This is a genomic window from Halorubrum persicum (assembly GCF_002727125.1).
Lineage (GTDB): Archaea > Halobacteriota > Halobacteria > Halobacteriales > Haloferacaceae > Halorubrum > Halorubrum persicum.
Genome location: NZ_NHOA01000043.1, coordinates 33,328 through 54,097, shown reverse-complemented (window position 1 = coordinate 54,097; position 20,770 = coordinate 33,328). Strand labels below are relative to the sequence as shown.

Genomic DNA, 20,770 nt, shown 5'->3' with positions numbered 1-20,770 from the left:
GTGTCGCCGTCGATCGATTCCGAACCCGGAAGCGATTTCCGTCGCGCCGCCGTTCCGTCCGGTATGGACTACGAATCGAGCCTCGACCGTGCGATGGAGGAGGTACCGGACCTCGGCGGCTCCGACGAGCGGCTGTCGGTCCCGGACCCGGAGGCGCAGAAGGACGGCGCGTTCACCCGACTAACGAATCTCTCCGCGATCGCCGACGCGTTGAGCCGTGACCCCGAACACGTCCACTCGAAGATCCAGCAGGAGCTCGGTACCGCTGGCCAGTACGAGGACGGGCGGGCCCGCTACAGCGGGAACTTCCGTGAGCGCGACTTCCAGGCCGCGATCGACTCGTACATCGAGTCGTTCGTCACCTGCTCTGAGTGCGGCCTCCCGGACACGCGGCTGGAGACCGAGAACCGCACGCCGATGCTCCGCTGTGAGGCCTGCGGGGCGTTCCGGCCCGTCGCCAAGCAGAACACCTCGAACACGCAGCGCCAGGAGGAGGCGATCGAGTCGGGCAACACGTACGAGCTCGAGATCGTCGGCACCGGACGCAAGGGTGACGGCGTCGCCGAGCGCGGCGAGTACACGGTGTTCGTCCCCGGGGCGCAGGAAGGCGAAACGGTCACGGCCTACATCAAGAACGTCTCCGGAAACCTCGCGTTCGCCCGCCGCGAGAACTGATCTTCTCCGTCCGCTTTCGAACCGCGCGCCGCAGCGGCCCCGTTCAGGGCGTGAGTTAGCAGATCCGCTCGACTGCGACTCGATGGCCGGTCTCCAAGACGTGTTCGCGTTCGAGGCTGTCCGCGTCGTCGACGATGTTGAACAGCCGTTCGAGCCGACACTCTCTGCAGACCACGTGGTATCGCCGTTTTGATCCCGAATGATTCATCATGGCCTTCTGGGCGCCCCGAGGGGTTAGTTACGAGGCCGATACCCCCGTCGAACGGGGCGTTACGTGAGTGGTAACTTCAGCGGACCGCCCGCGATACGCGGTCGGTTCAGCCGCCGCCAGCGGCTCACCGCCCGACGCCTCAGTCGCCGCCGACCCGCCGCTCGAACCGATCGAGCGCGAGCCCGAGCATGTCCGGGCTCACCGGCTGGTACTCCTCGCGCTCGTGCGCCGGGAGGTACTCGCGGACGCTGTTCCACGACTCGCGGGCGTACCGCGCGTCGAGGAGGACGCGGACCCCCCGCTCGTCCGGACCGCGGATGACGCGACCGACCGCCTGACGGGCCTTCCGGACCGCCGGAACGGTGAGCGCGGTCTCGAACCCCGATTCGAACCGCCTGTCGTACGCCGTGATCACCGCCCGCGTCCGGGGTCGCGCGGTGTTGATTATCGGGACGCCGCAGACCACGGCGGCCGACAGGCGATCGCCGCGGTAATCCACGCCCTCGGTGAGCGTCCCCCGGAGGCTCGTCACGAGCACCTTCCCCGCTCCGGAGAAGAAGTCGTCCTTCAGGGACTCCGTGGCGCGGTCGCCCGACGACTCGTCGAGCAACACCGGCTTGTCGAGCCGCTCCGAGAGCGACTCCGCCATCCACGTCGCCTCCGCGTAGCTCGGCATCCCGACGAGCACGTTCCCCTCGCGGCTCGCCACCGCCGCGGTCGCGTCGAGGTGCGCGAGGCGCGTGTCGTTCTCCTCCCCGGGCGCACCGCGGTTCTGATGGGTGAACTTCGGCGCGTCGACCGCGAGGCTCGCGCGGTTCGCTTCCGGGAACGAGAGCCCGTAGGTGCGCTCGACGACGGGCCGCCCACGGTCTTCGAGGTGATCGAGTCCGGTGACCTCGCGAAACACGTCCATCGGCTCCAGCGTCGCGCTCATCAACACGCCGCCGCCGAACTCCGCGAGCCGGTCGCCGATCGGCTCGCTCGGCAGGCAGTTGTACAGCGCGAGGCCGGCGTTGTACGCGCGCCGCCACGAGTCGGGCGGCGCAGTCTCGTCCCACGTCCGCTCCAAGTCGATCGCGCGGAAGAACTCCTCGTGGTCCTCGCGGTACCACGCGTTGAGGGTGCGACCGACACCCGGCGCGGCGCGCTTCTTGTCCTCCTCCTCCAGCGAGTCGAGCACGCGCTTGACGACCGCCCCGACCTGCTCGGCGCGGGCCCAGACGCGGTCTGCGTACCCCTCCCGCTTCGCCCACGTCGTGATATCGTCTTCGGCCGGCTCTTCGGGGTCGCGGAGCGCGATCTCATCGTCGTCGAGATCGCGCATCGACGCCCGCCAGTCCGGACGCTCGCGGTCGAGTCGTTCGGTAACCCGGCGATCGAGCTCGCCGCGAAGATCGGCGTAAAACTCCCGAACCGCTTGGATCTCGTCGACGCTTACGTCGGCGTCCTCCAGTTCGCCGCGGACCAGCGCGGCGTCGTCAGACTCCGCGCCCGCCGTCTCGAAGGAAAGCGGCTGGACGACGCGCGTGAGTTCGTTCTCGGCGTCCCGGAGGCTGGCGTCGGCGACCCGGTCGCTCACGAGGTCGCGCACGCGCGGTTCGAGCATGTGGGCCTCGTCACAGACGACGTACGTCGAGTCGTCGAGCAGCGCGCCCGTGAACGTTCCCGTCGTCACGGGGTCGAACGCGTGGTAGTAGTTGCCGATCACGACCTCGACCTCGGGGACGAGCGCGCCCATGATCGAGTGGGGGCAGGTGCCGTGGCCGGCGGCGAGCCGGACCAGCTCCGCCGGCCCGACGTGGCCGAGTTCGGTCACGTCGAACGGGACCGCCTCCGCGGGGTCGCCGTCCTCCGGGAGGTCGTCGAGGAAGCCGGCGTAGAAGGGGCAGAACTCGGTGCCCTCGAACTCCTCGGTGTCCGGCCTGTACGGAGTGGGTTCGCCGTCGACGGCGAGGTAGTCGGCGGCGCCGGAGCCGCCGCCTCCGTCGCCGGTCGAGGCGGTTGCGGTCCCGGAGTCCAGCAGCCCGACCTGTTGGTTCCGCGCCTCGCTCACGAGGTTCGAGGTCGTCGTCGCGCCGCCATCGCCGACCAGGTTGCGGGTGCGCTCGCGGAGGCCCTCACAGCGCTCGTACACGTTCTCGCGGTCGATCCCGCCGCGGTTCTCGCGGGCGTACGGACACACGTCGGCCTTCCCGACCAAGGTGAGTCCGGAGACCGGGTCGTAGCCGTCGGGGAGGTTCGCGTTGACCGTCTCCAGGTCCGTCTCGAACTGGCGGAGCTGCTGTTTGACGCTCGTGAGGACGAGAACGCGCTCGAAGTCGGAGTCGGGGTCTCGGACGCGGTCGATCCCGGCGGTGAGCGCGAGCATCGTCTTCCCCGTCCCGCACGCGCCCTCGAGCGCGAGGAAGCCGCCGTCCTCGGCGGCGTCGATCGCCGCGTCGATCCCGTCGGCCTGCTCCGGATACGGCTCTTCGTGGCCGAAGAAGTCGGTCCACGGGGGGGCGTCTGTCACTGTGGCGGCGTTGCTCCCGACCGGAGTTAAAGCTTGAGAGAACGGTGCCGACCGGCGAGGTCGTCCTAGCCGACGATGTCGTGGAGGTCCGAGAGCCGATCGATCTCCCACGTCGGCCAGACGTTCAGCTCCCAGTCGCGCCGGTGGGGCCGGCGGATGAACGCGGAGTCGATGCCCGCGTTCTCGGCGGCGCGCACGTCGGACTCGTTGTCGCCGACGAACAGGGCGTTCCCGGCGTCGAGGTCGCCGAGCGCCTGTTCGATGTAGTGAGGGTTCGGCTTACGGAGCTGGAGCGAGTGGATCGTGGGCTCTCGGCCGTATGCGGCGCCGAATCGGTCGAATCCGTCGAAGTGGTTCACGAGGAAGTCGACGGTCGCCTGTTGGTTTGAGGAGACGATTCCCATCTCCACGTCGAGGCTCTGTAGCTCGTTGAGGTCGTCGTAGGGCGTCTTGCGTCCCTCGCGCGCCTCCTGCTGTTGGGCCTTCGAGACCACGTCGTCGCGAGTCCGCCAGAACGACCCCGGATCGAGGTCGTACGTCTGGCAGACGGTCCCCACGCTGCCGGGGGTCGCACCGATGGTCATGCGCTCTACGTCGTCCGGATCGGGCTCCTCGACGCCGCACTCCTCGAACGCGTCCCGGGTCGCATCCCGGAGCACGTCGAAGCGCGTGCGGCCTACGAGGACACCGTCGTTGTCGAACACGACGGTATCGTACGTCATAGGAACCATCGACGCTCAGCACTTAAAAGGGTTTCACCAATCCCACGGCGGATACGGCGTTCGTTTATATACTCCCGTCCCCCGACCCGGAGTATGCGCGTCAGCGTCATCGGCGGGAGCTCGGTTCCGCCCGAGACGGCGGCGGTCGCCGAAGAGCTGGGCGAACGGCTCGCGAACCGTGGTCACACGGTCGTCTGCGGCGGGCTCGGCGGGGTGATGGCGGCCGTTTGCCGGGGCGCCGCAAACGCCGGCGGGGAGACGATCGGCATCCTGCCGACCGACAGCCGCGCGGACGCGAACCCCCACGTCACCGTCCCGATCGCGACGGGCCTCGGCCACGCCCGGAACGCGCTGGTCGTGTTGAACGGAGACGCCGCGATCGCGGTCGACGGGGCACACGGCACGCTCTCGGAGATCGGGCTGGCGCTCGCGCACGGACGCGCCGTCGCCGGGCTCGACACGCACGACGTCGCCGGCGTGGAAGCGGTCGGATCGCCGAGCGACGCGGTGGCATACGTCGAGCGCGCCGCGAGAACGGACTGACAGCCCGGCGATCAGCCGCCGCTCTCGACGCCCGTGATCTCGAACCGGGCGCCTCCGCGGGTCCCTTCGGACACCTCGATGTTCCACCCGTGGGCGCTGGCGACTTCGCTAACGATGTTGAGGCCGAACCCCGTGCCGTTCTCGTCCGTCGTGTACCCCACCTCGAAGATGCGTTCGCGGTCGGCGGGGGGGATGCCCGGTCCGTCGTCCTCGATGAAAAATCCAGAGGGAAGGACGGCCTCGGCGCGCGTCGTGGTGTACATCGGTGAGATGTCCCCCACGGTGACGGTCACGTCGTCTCCGCCGTGTTCCACGCTGTTCCGGAACAGGTTCTCCAACAGCTGTTTCAGCCGGCTCGGATGCGCAACCACCGTCCGGTCGCTGTCGACGACGAGCGTCGCGTCGCCGGTCGCGACGTTCCCCCAACAGCGGTCGGCGAGTTCGGACAGCTCGATCGACTCCAGCTCCTCCGGTCGCTCCCCCTGCTTCGCGAGGGTCAGCAGGTCAGTTATCAGTTCGAGCGTCCGATCGACCGCGGCCGCCGCGTCGTCGACGTGTTCGAGGTCGCCCTCGCGCTGCACGAGGTCGAGCCGCCCCTGCGCGACGTTGAGCGGGTTCCGAAGGTCGTGTGACACCCCGTTCACGAACGCTTCGAGGCGCTTGCGGTGTCGCTCGGCCTCGGCGATGGCGCGGGCGGACGCGACGGCGTTCGATATCCGGCGTCGGAGAACGGGCGTCCAGTTCGGTTCTCCGCACGCTCGCGCGACATCGGTCGCGCCCGCCTCGAACGCCTCAATTACGGCTTCCGGCTCGCGCGCTCCGCCGGGACAGAACACGATCGGGAGCGTCGGGTGCCGGTCCCGGACCGATTCAACGAACCGAACCCCGGTCGCGCCGGCGGGGTCGCCCACGGCGACCACGCAGTCCACCGCCGAGTTTTCGAGCATGCTCAGCGCTGCGTCGGTTCCCGACACCGGCTCGACCACGAAGCGACCGTCCGTGCGTTCCAGCGATGTCGCCATCGCTGCCGCTCGCTTCGGCGTTCTCGCGGCGAGGGCGACGGTGACGGAGTTGCCGGCCGATGCCATTTCGCTAACCCGTGTACTGATCCCGCGGTCGCTCACGGTATAAGTATTGGCGCTGACTCGGAGCCGGTGCCCGAGGAAGAACTGCGATCCACGGCCGACGCCGCTACTGTGGCACGGCGAAAGTGCGTCAACCGACGAAATGGCGAATGGGGGTCAACCGGCGGTACGGCGAAGGGGCCTAGCCGGCGGCACGGCGAGCCGTGGCGTCCCGCGGGCCTACCAGGTGTCGTGGAACGTGTCGAACTCGATCGAGTCGAGCGGCTTCTCGCCGATCGCGGCCTCGTACTCGCCGGGCGTCAACATCGGCTTGTGGAACCGCGGGCCGTCGTCGGTCGTGATCCGGGGACAGCCGGTGTTGACGAACGCGTCCATGTCGAAGTTGCGGAGGCGGTCCGGCGTCACCTCGTCCATCGTGATCAGGTAGGCGTTCTCGTTGTTCTCGACGATCTCCTGGGCCTTCTCCCAGCGGCCCTGGCCGATCTTCGTACAGAAGATGACGCCCCACTTCTCGGCGCCCATCGCCTTGTGAACCGAGGCGTAGCGCTGCTTGAGGAACTGGTCGTGCTCGGCGACCGACACCGCGTTGTTGACGGGGTCGGCGATGACGACCCGCTTGTCGGGGTGCTCCATCGCGAGCCCGACCGGGTGGAACTTCCCGCCGCCGACGTACAACACCTGCTCGGCGTCGATGTCCGCGGAGGCGTAGTTACAGCCGAGCACCTGCCCCTCCTTCGTGAGTCGGTCGTCGCCCCGGCGGGTGTGGACCTCGTAGCCGCGCTCCTCCAGCCAGTCGGTCATCTCCTCGAACCGGTTCATATGCTGGGCAGTCGTGACGAGCCCCACGTCGGCGTCCTCTTCGGGCGGCGCGAGCTCCTCCTCCAGCGCGTCCTCCATGATCGAGAACGGGTCGACGTTCGAGAACAGCGGGACGTAGACGATGCTGTCGGACTCCTTCATCGGCGTGTGGCCGAAGTGGACGAACACGTCCGTCCGGCGCATCAGGTACGTGTCGAGGTCGCAGGCGCCGTAACAGGGCTGCCCGGACAGCATGAAGGTGACGTCGTCCGGCGCCACCTCGCGGAGGTCGTCGGCGACCTTCGGGCCGCGGCGCTTGAGTCCCTCGGGGAACTGGAGGCCGACCTTGGAGGCGTCGCGCTCTTCGATGGCTTCGACGATCCGGTCGAGTTCGTAGTCCCACTCGCGATCGTGTTTCAGGGCCATCCCCGTCTTGGTGAGGTCGCCCTCCGTGGAGCCGCTCATGTCGAACGAATTGTGCGGCAGGACGGTTAAACGGCGCGCTCGACCGTGAGTTCCGTCCGAGACGTTCGTGAACGTTCCAGAGCGGTGCGCACGACCTCAGAGGGTGTTGCTCGTGAGCAGCCGCCCGATCCACGCCCGCGGGCCGGGGAGTATCGCACGCTCCTCGACGGCGACCGGGTCCTGCTCCACGCCGACGAAGACCCGCCCCCGATCGTCGGGTTCGCCGGCGTCGTCGGTCCAGACGAGACGCCCGTCGGAACGGCTCGCGCTCGCGTTGCCGCGGACCTCCCAGCCGGGTGCCCCGCGGACGGTCAGCCGATCGGCGCCGAGGTACCGCGGCCCCTCGCCACCGGCGACGAGTAGACCCGAGGGGGATGCCGGCGTCAGAGGCGTGAACACCACGACGCCGAAGTGGCGTTCCGTGACGTTCGGATCGCGATACTCGACCGAGAGCGTGTCTCCGTCGATGCGGGCGTCGACGTCCCTCGGTTCCGCGATCCCGTCGCGAACCGCCTCGGCGACGACCGTTCGTCGGAGCGACTCGTTCGCCGTGAGCGCGTCGCTGCCGGCCGCGAGATCGGCCCGCGCCTCCCACGTCGTCGACCCGTTCCCGTGGAGCGTAACGGTCAGGGAGCTCTCGCCGGCGGTCACTTTCGTTCCGTCCGGCGCCGTCCGATCGAGGTCACAGACGCCGCATATCGGCGTTGGCGGTGCGCGCGCGTCGGCCATCGGGGCGGCGGCGATTCCGGCCACGAGGAGGAGGGTCGCGGTTACGGCGGCGGTGGTGCGGGGATCCATGATGTGCACTCCCGACGCGACCCACAAATAGGTCACGCGCGGATCGTCGCGGATCGCGGCCGCCGTCTGATTGGCCCCCGACTCGCCGTCCGATCCACCCACTTGGTCCGGTTTCGGGTCCACCTCTCTGCCTGCCCGATCGCTGCCGCGGCCGACGGATACAACCCCCGAGCCGACGAACGCGGGACACATGGCCGACCTTCCCCTCGAACACGTTCACGTCGCGCCCGACGACGACCCCGAGAACGCCCCCGGCGTCTTCGTGCTCCACGGCCGCGGGGCCGACGAGGAGGACCTGCTGCCGGTGGCGCAGCGCCTCCCCGACCGGCTTCACGTCGTGAGCCTGCGCGCGCCCGACCCGCTGCAGGGCGGGTACACGTGGTACGAGCTCGACCTCTCCGCCGGGGGCCTCGAAGCGAGCCAGCCGGACGCGGCGGGCTTCCGACGGAGCCTCGACCTGGTCGCCGACAGCGTCGACGCCGCGGTCGACGAGTACGGCCTCGACGCCGACCGGATCGGCCTGCTCGGATTCAGCCAGGGGGCGATCACGAGCCTCTCGCTCCTGTTGGAGGACCCGGACCGCTACGCGTGGGTCGCCGCGCTCCACGGCTACCTCGCGGACGCGCACGGCGACCTCGAGCCGGACGGGATCGAGGGAAAGCCGGTGTTCGTCGGCGCCGGGGCGGGGGACCGCGTGATTCCGGAGTCGCGGTCGGCCGCCGCGGCCGACCGGTTCGCCGAGGTCGGCGCCGCCGTGACGCGGGGGAGCTACCCGGGCGGTCACGGTATCGGCCAACGGGAGCTGAGCGATGTCGTGGCGTTCGTGGAGTCGCAGGTCGCGGGAGCCGAGTGACCGGACGGCCGAAACGGCGGCTCGTCGGCGTCCCGACCGACGCACCCAGACACCCCCGGCTCCGGCAGGTTGAAACCGATCCGTCCCGAGGATCGGGTATGAGCGTCGAACAGGCCTCTCCGGACGAACAGGCCACCATCGAGGACCTCGGTCGCGAGCTCGGCGAGCGAATCGCCCGAACGCAGGAGTACGAGCGGTTCGAGTCGGCTCGCGAAGCGGTCCAGCGCGACGAGGAAGTCCAGGCGAAGATCGACGAGTTCGAGCAGCTCCGCGCGGAGTTCATGCAGGCTCGCGAAACCGGACAGGCGACGAACTCCGGGCTCCAGAAGGTCCAAGCGGCCCAAGACGAGCTTCACTCGATGCCCGTCATGAGCGAGTTCCTCGACGCCCAGGCGGAGCTGACCGACACTCTCGAGGCCGTGAACGAGGCCATCTCGGGGCCGCTCGCGGTCGACTTCGGCGGCGAGGCCGGCGGCTGCTGTCAGGACTGAGTCGTTCCGACCTCACCCGCCTCCCCCCGACCCTCCCTGTTCCTCTCCCGTATTTTATCGGCGATCCCGCCGCACACACCCCGTGATAGCTGTGGCCGGCGGTAAGGGCGGAAGCGGGAAAACGACCACCACGCTGGGGCTCGCGCGGGCGCTGTCGCGGCGGGGCGCCCCCGTCGTCGCCGCCGACGCCGACTGGGACCTCCCGAACCTCGCACGGCTGGCGAGCGCGACCGGTGCGGACCGCGAGTCCGCCGCGGACGCGCCGACCGTGCTCGACGCGGTCCGGGGCGAGAGAGAAATCTCCCCGGACCGCCGGGCGCCGACGGTGCTTTCGCCGCCGGACGCGCCCGCGGATGCCGATGCAAGGCGAGCCCTCGGAGCGCTGTCAGCGGCGGTTCCCGACGACTCGCCGACTCTCGTCGACTGTCCCGCGGGAGCGTCGCCCGACGCCGCGGCCCCGCTCCGAGCTGCCGACAGATCTCTCCTCGTCACGCCGCTTCGGCGGGCGGCGCTCCGAGACGCCGCGAAGACCGCTGCGCTCGCGCGTCGACTGGACTGCGCTCCGATCGGCGTCGTCGCCGTCCGGGCCGAGTCGGTCCCGGCGGGAGTGAGCGACCTGCTCGGCTGTCAGGTGCTCGGGCGTGTCCCGCGGGCCGAACCGGAGCCGCTGTCCGACTCGTCGGTGCGAGCGGCGTACGACGACCTGGCTCGCCGCCTCGCCGACGCACACGGGGCGGAGCGCTGGCGGGTCGCGTGAGCCCCGCACCCGGTTCAGGTCGGGCGCTCGTCCCCCATCGACAGAGCCAAACCTCCAGAGCCGGCAGCGAGGGTATGGAGACGCTCCCGACTGGGATCTCCGTGCTGGACAGGGAGTTCGGCGGCGGACTCCCGAGCGGCAGCCTCGTCGTGTTGAAGGCGGACCCCGCAAGCCAGTCGGAGCTGATTGTCGACCGGTTCTCGCGCCCGCGAGAGTGTCGCTACCTCACGACGGTGCGCTCGGCCGACGCGGTCGAAGCGTCCCTCGTCCTCGACGAGGAGAGAGAGGGAGATAACGGCGACGGGACGGAAGGAGACGACGGGGACACGGTCGTCGAGGAAACGGACCGCGAGGACCCGATCGACGACGTGTTGGCGGCCGCCGCGGATCTCCCGGAACGCGCGACGCTCGTCGTCGATTCCGTCGAGCCGTTGGAGGCGGCCGACCGATCGCGATACGGGTCGTTTCTCACCGACCTTCGCGGCCACGTCGCCGAGTCGGGGGGAATCGCGGTGATACACGCACTCAAGGGGGAGAACGGACAAAACCGGACCGTCACTGAGCAGATCGCGGACGTGGTCTTCGACCTCCGGACGACGGTCACCGGCACGGAGATCGTGAATCGCCTGATCGTGCCGAAGTTCCGCGGCGGCGCGGCCCTCGAGGAGCCCCTCAAACTGAAACTCACCGACACCGTGTCGGTTGACACGAGTCGAGACATCGCCTGAGCCGGCGCGCGGGCCGGCGTCACCCCGATAGCATCGACGCCGCGACGACGATACTGCCCACGAGCACCGCTGTCGCCGCCCAGTTCCGCGGGCGGTCGAGCGAGCCGTACGGCCCGCCCTTCCGCGAGAAGAGGTACCCCGCATAGACGAGGAGCGGCGCCAGCGTCGGCACGGTGGACACCTCGACGACGCCGGCGACGCCGGACAGCAGGGCGATCGCGATCGTCGTACCCCCGGCGCTCGCGGCGACGACGAGGTCGTCGCGCGCACGTTCGATTTCCATGTCTCTCCGTGGGTCGACCGCAGTTCAAAAGGGATCGGTTCGCGGTCGCACGAACGGTTCGGCCGATCCGGCCGGTCCGATGTATTCGACCGGGGTCGGAGTTACTCCTCGTCGATCTCGTCGACGATCTCGTCGGCGTCGACGTCGACGTCTTCGAGCGCCTCCTCGATGTCGCCCGCACCGGCGCCGCCCATGCCGCCCATCATACCGCCGAGACCGCCCATGCCGCCGCCCTCAATGACCTCCTCGACGACGACGCGGTCGAGGTCGAGTCGGCTCATGAGGTCCTGCGCGATCTGCTGTTTCTGGAACATCCACTGCTGGTTCATCTGCATCGCCTGCGTCGCCGTCACGTAGAGCACGTCCTTCTCGACCTCCTCGGTCTCGACGACTTCCTCGCCGTCGTCGTCCTCGGTGACGCTCTCCTCCTCTTCGGTGACCGTCTCGATGCGGACCTCGGGCGCCTCCTGGAGGTACATCCCGAGCATACCGGACGCCTGCTGCTCGCGGTCGTCGATCTGCTCTAAGATCTCGTACTCGTACTCGAGATCCTCGCCGGCCAGCGGGTGGTTGAAGTCGACGCGAGCGCGGCCGCCGATGATCGTCTCGAGGTAGCCCTGTTGGTTGTCGATCTGGACCTGTGCGCCGGGGTAGCGGCTGTCTTCGGGGATCTTGTCGGCCTTGACCGTCTCGACCTCCTCGGGGTCGTACGCGCCGAAGGCGTCCTCGGCGGGCACGTCGACGACGCCCTCGTCGCCGACCGCGGCGCCGATGAAGGCCTCCTCGACGGACGGGAACACGTGACCCGCGCCCAGCGCGATGATGCGCGGCTCGAACTCGTGTTCTTCGGTGTCGATCTCGGCCTCTTCGGCGGTCTCCTCGTCGGTCGTGTCGATGACGCGGCCGTCGTCGGCCGTTCGGATCGTGTACGCGACGCGCACGAAGTCGCCGTCGGCGAGTCCCTCGGTCTCGGCCTCGTCGGCGTCTTCGGCCGCGTCCGCTTGCTCCTGATCGCTCATACCCTGAACGTCTCTTGTTACACCCTTAAGGCGCACGGTTCGACCCGGCGTCGCAGCGGCTCACGACGCTCCCGTCGAAACGGAGCGAACGGCCGCGAGAACGGGCCTTCCCAGCGAGCGCGTCCCATCGCGCTTAACAACCGCGCCGGCGGAGTCCGGGTATGTACGAGGTCGAGATCAAGGTCCCGGCGGACGTCGGTGTCGTTCGAGAGCGACTGCGGGAGGCCGGCGCCGAGCGCGTCGACGCCCGGCGCCAGCGGGACGCGTACTACGACGCCCCCCACCGGGACTTCGCCGAGACGGACGAGGCGCTTCGGGTCAGACGGGAGGTCCCCCTCTCGGACGGGATCGACGGAGAGCCCCGGTCGTCGGCGGACTCGTCCGCGGAGACGACCAAACTCACGTACAAGGGGCCCCGCCTCGACCGGGAGTCGAAGACGCGCGTGGAACACGAGACCGCCGTCGACGACGGCGAGGCGATGGCCGGCGTGCTCTCCGAACTCGGATTCGACCCGGCCGCGGTCGTCGAGAAGCGCCGCGAGTTCTGGTCGTTCGAAGGGTTCACCGTCACTCTCGACGCGGTCGACGGCGTCGGCGAGTTCGTCGAGATCGAGCGCGAGATCGGCGACGAGGGGGCGATCGAGGCCACCCGCGACGAGGCGCTGGCGGCCCTCGACCGGCTCGGGCTCGACGGCGACTCGCAGGTCCGCACGTCGTATCTCGGGCTGTTGCTGGCCGACGGCGAGCGGGACGACTGAGCCGGCGCCCGACGGCGGGTTCCCGACGGCCGGCTACTCCTCGCCGTCGGGCCGCTTCTCCGAGAGCACGGTCCGGTCGAACTCGCAGACGAGCACGTCGTCGCCCTCGTCGATCTTGAACGCCTCCACGTGCATCGTCACGACGCCGCGTTCGCCGTCGCTCGTCTCCCGCTTGTCCGTGACGGTCGATCGCGCGCGGATCGTGTCGCCGTGGAACACCGGATTCGGGTGTTCGACGCTGTCGTACGAGAGGTTCGCGACGATGGTGCCGTCGGTCGTCTCCGGGATCGACACCCCCACGGCGAGCGACATGGTGTAGAGCCCGTTGACCAGCCGGTCGCCGAACTGCGTCTCCTCGGCGAACTCCGCGTCGAGGTGCAGCGGCTGCTGGTTCATCGTCATGTCGCAGAACCGCTGGTTGTCGGCCTCGCTTATCGTTCGCCGCTTCGCGTGCTCGATCGTCTCACCGACCGCGAACTCCTCGTAGTAGCGTCCGGACATGGCGCCACCGTCGGCGGGCGGGGTCAAATCGCTACCGCTCTCCCGGCGTCGGGACGATTTATGTCGATGCGTGCGGACCGGGCGACATGGCACGACGAAGCCTGCTGTTCTCGCCGGGCGACCGCCCGGAGCTCATGCGCAAGGCACCCGGCGCCGGCGCCGACGTGATCTGCTTCGACCTCGAAGACGCGGTCGCGCCCGATCGGAAGGCGGAGGCCCGCGAATCGGTCCGCGCGGTGCTCACCGACCCCGACTTCGACCCCGACGCGGAGGTGTGCGTCCGGATCACGGCCGCCGACCCGGTTGCCGACCTCGACGCGCTGTGTGGTTCGGGACCCGCGGACGGCGGCGACTCGGGCGATCCCGACGGATCGTTGCGGCTCGACGCGGTCATGCTCCCCAAGGTGGAGTCGCCGGATCGCGTCGAAGACGCCGCGGCGCTCTGTGCGGAACGCGGACTCGACCCGGCGGTGTTCGCGCTCGTCGAGACCGCGTCGGGGGTCCTCTCGGCGGAGTCGATCGCGGCCGCCCCGGCGACCGACGCGCTCGTCTTCGGCGCCGAAGACCTCGCGGCCGACGTGGGCGCCACCCGTACCGACGACGGGACCGAAGTGTTGTACGCCCGCGAGCACGTCGTCCTCGCGGCCGGCGCCGCCGACGTCGACGCGATCGACACGGTGTACACCGACTTCTCTGACACCGAAGGGCTCAGCGAGGAGGCCGCGTTCGCGCTCACGCTCGGCTACGACGGGAAGCTCGCGATCCACCCGGCTCAGGTCGACCCGATCAACGCGGCGTTCACGCCGGACGCCGAGGCGGTCGAGTGGGCCGAGACGGTGCTCAGCGCCCGCGACGCCGCGGATCGCGAGGGGCGGGCCGTCTTCCAAGTCGACGGCGAGATGATCGACGCACCCCTGATCGCGCAGGCGGAGCGGATCGTCGAGCGGGCCGCCGCGGGCGGTTCGGAGGGCTCCGGTTGAGTCAAGAACCGAACCGTTCGTCACAGTTAACCACAATCCGCAGGGAGACAGAAGTATGGACGGTCAAGCTAATCCCTTTGAGAGCCTCAAAGAACAAGTCGACGACGCCGTGTCTTTCCTCGACGCGCCGTCCGGTGTAGTCACCCGCCTGAAGAACCCCGAGCGGGTGTTGGAGACGAACCTCACCTTCGAGCTCGACGACGGCTCGCTCGAGACCGTCCGCGCGTACCGGTCGCAGTTCAACGGCGACCGCGGCCCGTACAAGGGCGGGATCCGGTATCACCCGGGCGTGACCCGCGACGAGGTAAAGGCGCTGTCGGGGTGGATGGCGTACAAGTGCGCCGTCGTCGACATCCCGTACGGCGGCGGCAAGGGGGGGATCGCGATCGATCCCGCCACCTACTCCGAGAGCGAACTGGAGCGGCTCACCCGCGCGTTCGCGACCGAGCTCCGCCCGCTGATCGGCGAGGACCGCGACATCCCCGCACCTGACGTCAACACCGGACAGCGGGAGATGAACTGGATCAAAGACACCTACGAGACGTTAGAGAACACGACCGCTCCCGGCGTCATCACCGGGAAAGCGCTCGATTCGGGCGGCAGCGAGGGGCGCGTCGAGGCGACCGGTCGCTCCGTCGCGCTCGCGGCACGGGAGGCGTTCGACTGGCTCGACCGCGACATCGAGGGTGCGACGGTCGCGGTTCAGGGGTACGGGAACGCGGGCTCGATCGCCGCCGCGCTGCTCGACGACCTCGGTGCCGACGTGGTCGCGGCCTCCGACTCCTCGGGTGGCATCCGCGTGCCCGACGGACTCGACCCGCGCGCGGCGAAGGACCACAAGGCCGAGACGGGGAGCATCAGCGGGTACGGCGACGCGGAGCCGATCACGAACGAGGAGCTCCTGACGCTCGATGTCGACCTCCTCGTGCCGGCCGCGCTGGAGAACGCGATCGACGGCGACCTCGCCGCCGACGTGCGCGCCGACGTGATCGTCGAGGCCGCGAACGGACCGCTCACCCCCACCGCCGACGACGTGCTCGCCGAGAAGGACGTGTACGTCGTCCCCGACATCCTCGCGAACGCCGGCGGCGTCACCGTCTCGTACTTCGAGTGGGTCCAGAACCGGCAGCGGTTCCACTGGACGGAAGAGCGGGTGAACGAGGAGCTAGAGCGCGTTATCACCGAGGCGTTCGACGGAATCGTCGACACCTTCGACGCCACCGAGGCGCCGAACCTCCGGACCGCGGCGTACGTCGTCGCGATCAGTCGGATCGTCGACGCCTCCGAACAGGCCGGCAACTGGCCGTAGTCCGGCCCTTCGAGAAGGAGTCTACTCCAGCCGCGCGTCCCGAATCTCGATGTGGCCGCGGTCGCCCTCCCAGACCGCGTCGTACTCGATGTCGATCCGCCGGTCCATATGCGGCCCGTCGACGACGTACGTCTCGAACTCGCCGCCCTCGCCCAGCGGATGGACCCCGTACTCCTCGCTGAGATCGACGAGCTCGGCGAGCGCCGCCGCGTCGTAGCGTCGGCCGAGCCACGACTCGTCGAGCCCGTAGGCGGCCACCTGCACGATCCGGATCTCGAACCCCGCCTCGAACATCGCCTCGGCGAGCTCGACCGGGTCCTCCTGCCACAGCGGCGCGAACAGGTCGATCCCGAGCCGGTCGCACATTCCCTGAATACGGCTCGTCTGATACTCGCTCTCGACCGCGCCGGCGGTGACGCCCGCGAGGTCGATGTCGTCTCCCGCGGCGATCTCGCGAAGCGCCGCCTCCATCGGCTCCAGCTCGGCGTCTCCCTGCGCGCCCGCGTCGTCGACGTCGTCGGCGCTGAAGTCATCGGGCGACACCTCGACGAGGTCGATCCCGACGCTCTCGGCGGCGAGTTCGGCGAGCTCGGTCGCCGGCGTGTGATACATGTACGAGTCGCCTGCGGGGTGAACCGTCAGAAGTCGCGAGACGTCGAGGCCCGCCTCCAGCGCGCGGTACAGCGCCCACGAGGAGTCTTTCCCGCCCGAGAAGAGACTCACCCAGTCGTCGGTCATTGGCGGGAGAACGCTCGGCGCGCCTAAAGCGTCGGCGGTCCGCGACGCCGTCGCTGGGGCGGTGAACGGCGGAACAGCGGAGGAAAACGGTAAGCATCTGGGTCGGGCCGACGAATCGTCCGCTCCGAACCGGGTCTCAGTCCGAGATGAACTCGTTGTCGCGCCAGTTGACGCCGCCGTCGCCGTCGCCCGCCCCCTGTGGGCTCTCGACGACCTCGATGCTCGCGGGGCGCGGTTCGCCCTCGACGATGCGGGTCGCCTCCAGCTCGCCGTCCTCCTCGGTGATCGCGGTGAGCGTCCCCTTCTCGGAGAGGGTCGCGATCTTCCGAAGCACCAGGAACATCGGGTACTGGAGCGCGGAGTTCTGCAGGACGGTCTCGCGATCGCCCTTGAAGCAGGCGAACTCGACGAGCTCGGAGGGGATCTCCTCCTCCTCGTCGTCCATCCACTGGGGACCGCCGGCGCGCGGGGGCTCTTCCTCCCACACGCGCGTCTCGGTGACCGACGCCTTCAGCTGGGCGGTCGGCGTGTACTTACTAATGCTCTCGTCGTCGGACAGGGCCTTGATGATGAGGGTGTTGTTTCGACGCGTGATGTCGATGTCGTCGATCTCCGGCGGGAGGTCGGGATCTTCTTCGAAGTACGTCTCCACGTCTTCGAGTGGCAGTTCGAGCGTCGAATGAAGTCTGAACACGCGGCCTGTCATTGTTAGTTGGGTGAGGTGGGGTCGAACCGATCGCCACGGCGGCAGCAACGACTGCTGCACCTACCCTACTTACGGTCCGTGGGTTTATATCGCCTGCCCTTCGACTTTCGAAGATCGAACACGGCACACGCCGACGTGCCGGCGGCGTCGGCTCCGCCGCGAGCGTCGTTTCGACGGATCGGGACCCGTTTGACGGAGTCGAGGTAGATCGGTGACATCCGGGAAAAATCGGGACGCGAGACGATCGGCTCCGGGTGTTCGGCTCTGGTTACTCGGCGCCCAGCTCAGCGGCCAGCTCGCCGCGCTCGTCGAGCTCCGCGAGCACGTCGCTCCCGCCGACGAACTCGCCGTCGACGAACGTCTGCGGGATCGTCTCCCAACCGCTGTGAGACTCCAGCGCCTCGCGGTAGTGCGGCAGCGCCGGCAGCACGTCGACCGTCTCGAACTCCTCGACGTGCTGGCCGATCAGCTCGACGGCGCGCTTCGAGTAGCCGCACTGCGGCATCAGGCGGTTCCCCTTCATGAACAGCACCACGTCGTTGTCGGCGATCGTCTCCTCGACTCGGGCCGCGATCTCGTCGGGCTCGGCGTCGGTCTCGGGTTGGAACGTCATGACGGCCGGTATGCGCCGGCGATGCAAATGGGTTCCGCACGGGATCGGCGTTCGCCTCGCACGGGATCGGTGTTTCCAGCCCGCGTTCTGCGGGGGCGCGACGCGCGGGTTACTCTTCGCGGTCGACCCGGACCACGTCGACGAGCGAGTACACCGGGACGCCGTCGATCTCGTTGTAGCCGCGCTTGTCGACGAGCACGACGCACGCGACGGGCTCGCCGCCCTGCTCGCGGATCGCGTCGATCGACTCGCGCATCGTCGTCCCCGAGGTGATGATGTCGTCGACGACGTAGCAGTCGCGGTCGCGGATGGCGGCGAAGTTCCGGGAGAAGCCGCCGCCCTGCTCGTCGATGTCGCCCTCGTCCCACTGGTGTTTCGCGGGCGCGTACGTGCCCAGATCCGTGTCGAGCTTATTCGCGACCGCGGTCGCGAGCGGCGCGCCGGCCTTCTCGACGCCGACCGTCAGGTCGACGTTCTCCCCCTGCTTGGCGAGCAGGTCCGCCATCGCGCTCGCGGCGTACTGGAGCCGCGTCGAGTCGCGCCCCAGCGCCGACCAATCGACGTGGATGTCCGCCGTCGAGGTCGTCGCCGCGACCTCGCCGCTCGAGCTGTTGCCGCCGCCGCGCTCGACGAGCCAGCTGGCAGTCTCTCGGGAGACGTTCAGCTCGTCGGCGATTTCGCCCTTCGAGAGCCCGTGTTCCGCGAGCTCGGCTGCGCTGTCTATCAGGTCGTCAACGTTCTTCATATGCGCTGAATTCGACCGCCGTTTTAATAGTCGTGTCGTCATCCGCGAACGCGGCCTCGAAGTCGTCGAGCCCGTGCACGCCCGTGACGAGATCGGTGAGGAAGGCGTCCGAAAAGCCCGACAGCGAGTCGACGGCGGCCTCGAAGTGTTCGTAGCCGGAGTTGACGCTGCCGACGAGCGCCTTGTTGTGGAGGACGAACTCGCGGTGGAGCCGCCCGCCGTCGACCTCGAACTCCCAGTCCCCCGGGACCCCGAGCAGCGCGCCGACGCCGTTCGGCGCGAGCGCCTCGATCGTCTCGAAGGCGTGCGGCGCGTAGCCGGTCGCCTCGAAGACGAGATCCATCGGCTCGTGAGCCGCCGGCACCGCCGGCACCGGCGTCTCGTTGGAGTTGACGTACGTCGCGTCGAGGAACTCGATGATGTCAATCGTCGGATCCGGGCGCTCGCGGCGGCCGAGACAGTAGATCCGGTCGAACTCTTCGTCGAGGGTCGCGATCGTCAGGAGCCCGAGCGAGCCGTTACCCAGTATCAGCGCCGACTCGGGCTCCCAGTCGAACGCCGACCGACTGGCGTAGGCGTGCTCGATCGCCTTCTCCGCGATCGAGACGGGCTCGACGAGGAACCCCCACTCGGCCAGCGCCGGCGGGATTTCGACGAGGAACTCCGCCGGGCTGGTGAAATACTCCGCCATGAACCCGTGGGCGCCGACGATGCCGCGCTCGTGATACTGGCCGTCCGGCGCCATGTCGGGCTCGCCGCGCGCGAAGTACTCGTTCGCCCCGTTGGGCGGTCGCCGGACAGTCGGCACGACGATATCGCCGGCGTCGAAGGGCGTGTCGTTCGGCTCCACGACCACGCCGACCGCCTCGTGGCCCAACACGAGGTGGTCCTCGCCCTCGGGAGAGCCGCCGTGGCTTCCGGAGATGACCTCGTGGTCCGTCCCGTCGACGCCGACCCGGAGGGTCCTGACGAGCGCCTCCCCGGGTGCCGGGTCCGGTCGCGGCTTCTCTGTCACGACCGGTTCGTCCGTCCCGTCGTACACGGCGATCGCTTTCATGAAACTGCTTTGACGGTCAGCCACCAAAAGATTTCTTTTATTATGAGTAAAGAATCTCCGCCTCTCCCGACCGCGGGTTTTTCCTCGTCGGCCCCCGGACCACCGCCGTGTGCACGCTCACACTCGCGTGGCGGACGTTCGGTGACGCGCCGATCGCGCTCGCCGCGAACCGCGACGAGGCGCTGGACCGGCCGTCCGAGCCGCCGACCCTCCGCGGCGACGGCGAATTCGACGGCGACAGCGACGGCAGCGGCGACGCGAGGTACGTCGCTCCCCGCGACGCCGACGCCGGCGGGACGTGGATCGGGCTCGCCGAGTCGGGGGTCGTCGCCGCGGTCACGAACCGCTGGCTCGACGCCGACCGCGAGCGTGACCGCTCCAGAGGACTCCTCGTGCGAGACTGCCTGACCGCGGACTCGGCCGAGGCCGCGGTGCGTGCCGTCGAGCGCGACCTCGAAACCCGGTCGTACGACGGGTTCAACCTGGTGCTCGCCGACGAGATCGCCGCCTTCCTCCTCTCGTACGACGGCGGGCTGGCGATCACCCGGCTGGATCCCGGCGTCCACGTCGTCGGCAACGTCGGCGGCGTTGTCAACGGCGTCGAGCGCTTCGCGATCCCGGACCGGCGACGGGAGTTCGGCGCGGAGCGCGCCGACAGCGCCCGGGCGGTCGCGGCCGCGCTGGCGCCCGAGCCCGGCGAGTTCGGCGAGGCGTGGCTCGACCGCGCGAGCGCCGTGCTCGCGGACCACGAGTACGGGGCCTGCCTGCACGGCGACGGCTTCGGAACGCGGTCGTTCACCCGTGTTCGGACCGCTTCCACCTCCGCCTCCGAGGCCTCCCCTGAGTTCGCGTACGCCGCCGGCCCGCCCTGCGAGACGCCCGCGGAGACGGTGCCGCTGCCGGCGGGATTCGGGTCGGGCGAGAGCCGGTAGGGAAGCCGAGCGGGCGGAAGCTACGAGCCGGCGGATCCGACGGAGCGGAGCCACCGAGCGGATCGGATGGATCGCCGCAGCGACGGCGACGGCGCGGAAAGCCAGTTTTAAGCGACTCGCGGGCGCCCTGTATGATATGAGTGTGTCCGAACTCGAGGCCGACCTCTCCGAGGACGAACGCGCCGGCCTCGAACTCATCCGCGAGACCGGTGGCATCCACCAGAGCGACTTCTGGAAGGAACTCGACGTCTCCTCGCGGAAGGGGAGCCGGATCGCGGAGGCGTTAGAGGAGTCCGGGCTCATCCAGCGGTCCGACACCGTCTACGACGGCCACAACACCTACTACCTCGAACCCGCGCCCCGCGACCTCGACTTCTCCCTGCTCATGGCCGGCGACATGCTGTCGCCGTTCATCGGCGAGGAAGAGGTCGACGCGCAGGCTGACGCCTTCTCGCAGTGGATGATGAACCTCGCGTACGAAGAGTACTGAG

At 69.2% G+C, this 20,770-nt stretch carries 24 protein-coding genes; 11 read left to right on the top strand and 13 right to left on the bottom strand.

The window, feature by feature from the left end; translation table 11 throughout:
* Nucleotides 1-63: 63 nt before the first annotated feature.
* Complete coding sequence (locus DJ69_RS07070) at nt 64-675, top strand: translation initiation factor IF-2 subunit beta (RefSeq protein ID WP_050034145.1); 612 nt, start codon at nt 64-66, stop codon at nt 673-675.
* Between the two features lie 350 nt (nt 676-1,025).
* On the opposite strand, the gene DJ69_RS07065 is transcribed toward DJ69_RS07070, so the two are convergent.
* Together DJ69_RS07065 and DJ69_RS07060 are read right to left on the bottom strand one after the other, a co-directional pair.
* Nucleotides 1,026-3,398, bottom strand: a complete 2,373-nt coding sequence (locus DJ69_RS07065; protein ID WP_099254975.1) for an ATP-dependent DNA helicase — start codon at nt 3,396-3,398, stop codon at nt 1,026-1,028.
* Between the two features lie 65 nt (nt 3,399-3,463).
* A complete protein-coding gene (locus DJ69_RS07060; RefSeq protein ID WP_099254974.1) occupies nt 3,464-4,120 on the bottom strand; it encodes an HAD family hydrolase in 657 nt (218 codons plus the stop codon).
* Nucleotides 4,121-4,213: 93 nt separating this feature from the next.
* Between DJ69_RS07060 and DJ69_RS07055 the strand changes: the two genes are divergently transcribed.
* Nucleotides 4,214-4,663, top strand: coding sequence for a TIGR00725 family protein (locus DJ69_RS07055; protein ID WP_099254973.1), 450 nt, complete (start codon nt 4,214-4,216; stop codon nt 4,661-4,663).
* Between the two features lie 11 nt (nt 4,664-4,674).
* Here DJ69_RS07055 and DJ69_RS07050 read toward each other — a convergent pair whose 3' ends face one another.
* The 3 genes from DJ69_RS07050 to DJ69_RS07040 all read right to left on the bottom strand — a co-directional run bounded on the left by DJ69_RS07050 (nt 4,675) and on the right by DJ69_RS07040 (nt 7,809).
* Nucleotides 4,675-5,751: a receiver/sensor box histidine kinase gene (locus DJ69_RS07050; protein WP_099254972.1), complete on the bottom strand. Its 1,077-nt coding sequence runs from the start codon at nt 5,749-5,751 to the stop codon at nt 4,675-4,677.
* A 216-nt stretch (nt 5,752-5,967) separates the two neighbouring features.
* The gene (dph2, locus tag DJ69_RS07045) at nt 5,968-7,011 is read right to left on the bottom strand and encodes a diphthamide biosynthesis enzyme Dph2 (RefSeq protein WP_099254971.1); all 1,044 of its coding nucleotides are present in this window, start codon (nt 7,009-7,011) and stop codon (nt 5,968-5,970) included.
* Nucleotides 7,012-7,107: 96 nt separating this feature from the next.
* Entirely contained in the window at nt 7,108-7,809 is a 702-nt protein-coding gene (locus tag DJ69_RS07040; RefSeq protein ID WP_099254970.1) for a hypothetical protein, read from the bottom strand.
* Nucleotides 7,810-7,999: 190 nt separating this feature from the next.
* On the opposite strand from DJ69_RS07040, the gene DJ69_RS07035 reads away from it, so the two are divergent.
* The 4 genes from DJ69_RS07035 to DJ69_RS07020 all read left to right on the top strand — a co-directional run bounded on the left by DJ69_RS07035 (nt 8,000) and on the right by DJ69_RS07020 (nt 10,638).
* Nucleotides 8,000-8,662, top strand: a complete 663-nt coding sequence (locus DJ69_RS07035; protein ID WP_099254969.1) for an alpha/beta hydrolase — start codon at nt 8,000-8,002, stop codon at nt 8,660-8,662.
* A gap of 98 nt (nt 8,663-8,760) precedes the next feature.
* Nucleotides 8,761-9,153 (top strand): YlbF family regulator, encoded by a 393-nt coding sequence (locus tag DJ69_RS07030; protein WP_099254968.1) that lies wholly within the window; start codon nt 8,761-8,763, stop codon nt 9,151-9,153.
* Between the two features lie 82 nt (nt 9,154-9,235).
* Nucleotides 9,236-9,910, top strand: coding sequence for a MinD/ParA family ATP-binding protein (locus DJ69_RS07025; RefSeq protein ID WP_180271743.1), 675 nt, complete (start codon nt 9,236-9,238; stop codon nt 9,908-9,910).
* A 74-nt stretch (nt 9,911-9,984) separates the two neighbouring features.
* Nucleotides 9,985-10,638, top strand: coding sequence for an RAD55 family ATPase (locus tag DJ69_RS07020; RefSeq protein ID WP_099254966.1), 654 nt, complete (start codon nt 9,985-9,987; stop codon nt 10,636-10,638).
* A 19-nt stretch (nt 10,639-10,657) separates the two neighbouring features.
* Here the strand turns inward: DJ69_RS07020 and DJ69_RS07015 are convergent, their stop codons facing one another.
* Together DJ69_RS07015 and DJ69_RS07010 are read right to left on the bottom strand one after the other, a co-directional pair.
* Nucleotides 10,658-10,921, bottom strand: coding sequence for a hypothetical protein (locus DJ69_RS07015; protein WP_099254965.1), 264 nt, complete (start codon nt 10,919-10,921; stop codon nt 10,658-10,660).
* A 101-nt stretch (nt 10,922-11,022) separates the two neighbouring features.
* The gene (locus DJ69_RS07010; protein ID WP_099254964.1) at nt 11,023-11,940 is read right to left on the bottom strand and encodes an FKBP-type peptidyl-prolyl cis-trans isomerase; all 918 of its coding nucleotides are present in this window, start codon (nt 11,938-11,940) and stop codon (nt 11,023-11,025) included.
* Nucleotides 11,941-12,101: 161 nt separating this feature from the next.
* Here DJ69_RS07010 and cyaB point away from each other — a divergent pair, with 161 nt between their 5' ends.
* The gene (gene cyaB, locus DJ69_RS07005) at nt 12,102-12,698 is read left to right on the top strand and encodes a class IV adenylate cyclase (protein ID WP_099254963.1); all 597 of its coding nucleotides are present in this window, start codon (nt 12,102-12,104) and stop codon (nt 12,696-12,698) included.
* Between the two features lie 33 nt (nt 12,699-12,731).
* On the opposite strand, the gene DJ69_RS07000 is transcribed toward cyaB, so the two are convergent.
* On the bottom strand, nt 12,732-13,199 hold the full coding sequence (locus DJ69_RS07000) for a MaoC family dehydratase (RefSeq protein ID WP_099254962.1): 468 nt from the start codon (nt 13,197-13,199) through the stop codon (nt 12,732-12,734).
* An 86-nt stretch (nt 13,200-13,285) separates the two neighbouring features.
* Between DJ69_RS07000 and DJ69_RS06995 the strand changes: the two genes are divergently transcribed.
* Both DJ69_RS06995 and DJ69_RS06990 read left to right on the top strand, forming a co-directional pair.
* Entirely contained in the window at nt 13,286-14,179 is an 894-nt protein-coding gene (locus tag DJ69_RS06995; RefSeq protein WP_099254961.1) for an HpcH/HpaI aldolase/citrate lyase family protein, read from the top strand.
* Nucleotides 14,180-14,234: 55 nt separating this feature from the next.
* Nucleotides 14,235-15,488 carry a Glu/Leu/Phe/Val family dehydrogenase gene (locus DJ69_RS06990; RefSeq protein WP_099254960.1) on the top strand — a complete coding sequence of 418 codons (1,254 nt, stop codon included), beginning with the start codon at nt 14,235-14,237 and terminating at the stop codon, nt 15,486-15,488.
* Between the two features lie 21 nt (nt 15,489-15,509).
* Here DJ69_RS06990 and DJ69_RS06985 read toward each other — a convergent pair whose 3' ends face one another.
* The 5 genes from DJ69_RS06985 to DJ69_RS06965 form a co-directional block, all read right to left on the bottom strand.
* Nucleotides 15,510-16,226 (bottom strand): diphthine--ammonia ligase, encoded by a 717-nt coding sequence (locus DJ69_RS06985; protein ID WP_099254959.1) that lies wholly within the window; start codon nt 16,224-16,226, stop codon nt 15,510-15,512.
* Nucleotides 16,227-16,362: 136 nt separating this feature from the next.
* The gene (locus tag DJ69_RS06980) at nt 16,363-16,932 is read right to left on the bottom strand and encodes a DUF7110 family protein (RefSeq protein ID WP_008849440.1); all 570 of its coding nucleotides are present in this window, start codon (nt 16,930-16,932) and stop codon (nt 16,363-16,365) included.
* 268 nt (nt 16,933-17,200) lie between these two features.
* Nucleotides 17,201-17,545 (bottom strand): glutaredoxin family protein, encoded by a 345-nt coding sequence (locus tag DJ69_RS06975; protein WP_099254958.1) that lies wholly within the window; start codon nt 17,543-17,545, stop codon nt 17,201-17,203.
* 109 nt (nt 17,546-17,654) lie between these two features.
* Entirely contained in the window at nt 17,655-18,290 is a 636-nt protein-coding gene (gene gfcR, locus DJ69_RS06970; protein ID WP_099254957.1) for a transcriptional regulator GfcR, read from the bottom strand.
* A complete protein-coding gene (locus DJ69_RS06965; protein WP_099254956.1) occupies nt 18,277-19,347 on the bottom strand; it encodes a glucose 1-dehydrogenase in 1,071 nt (356 codons plus the stop codon). Before DJ69_RS06965 ends, gfcR begins: the two co-directional genes overlap by 14 nt.
* Before the next feature lie 107 nt (nt 19,348-19,454).
* Between DJ69_RS06965 and DJ69_RS06960 the strand changes: the two genes are divergently transcribed.
* Nucleotides 19,455-20,279, top strand: a complete 825-nt coding sequence (locus DJ69_RS06960; protein ID WP_099254955.1) for an NRDE family protein — start codon at nt 19,455-19,457, stop codon at nt 20,277-20,279.
* Between the two features lie 136 nt (nt 20,280-20,415).
* Nucleotides 20,416-20,769 (top strand): helix-turn-helix transcriptional regulator, encoded by a 354-nt coding sequence (locus DJ69_RS06955; protein ID WP_004050160.1) that lies wholly within the window; start codon nt 20,416-20,418, stop codon nt 20,767-20,769.
* The last annotated feature ends 1 nt before the right edge of the window (nt 20,770 follow it).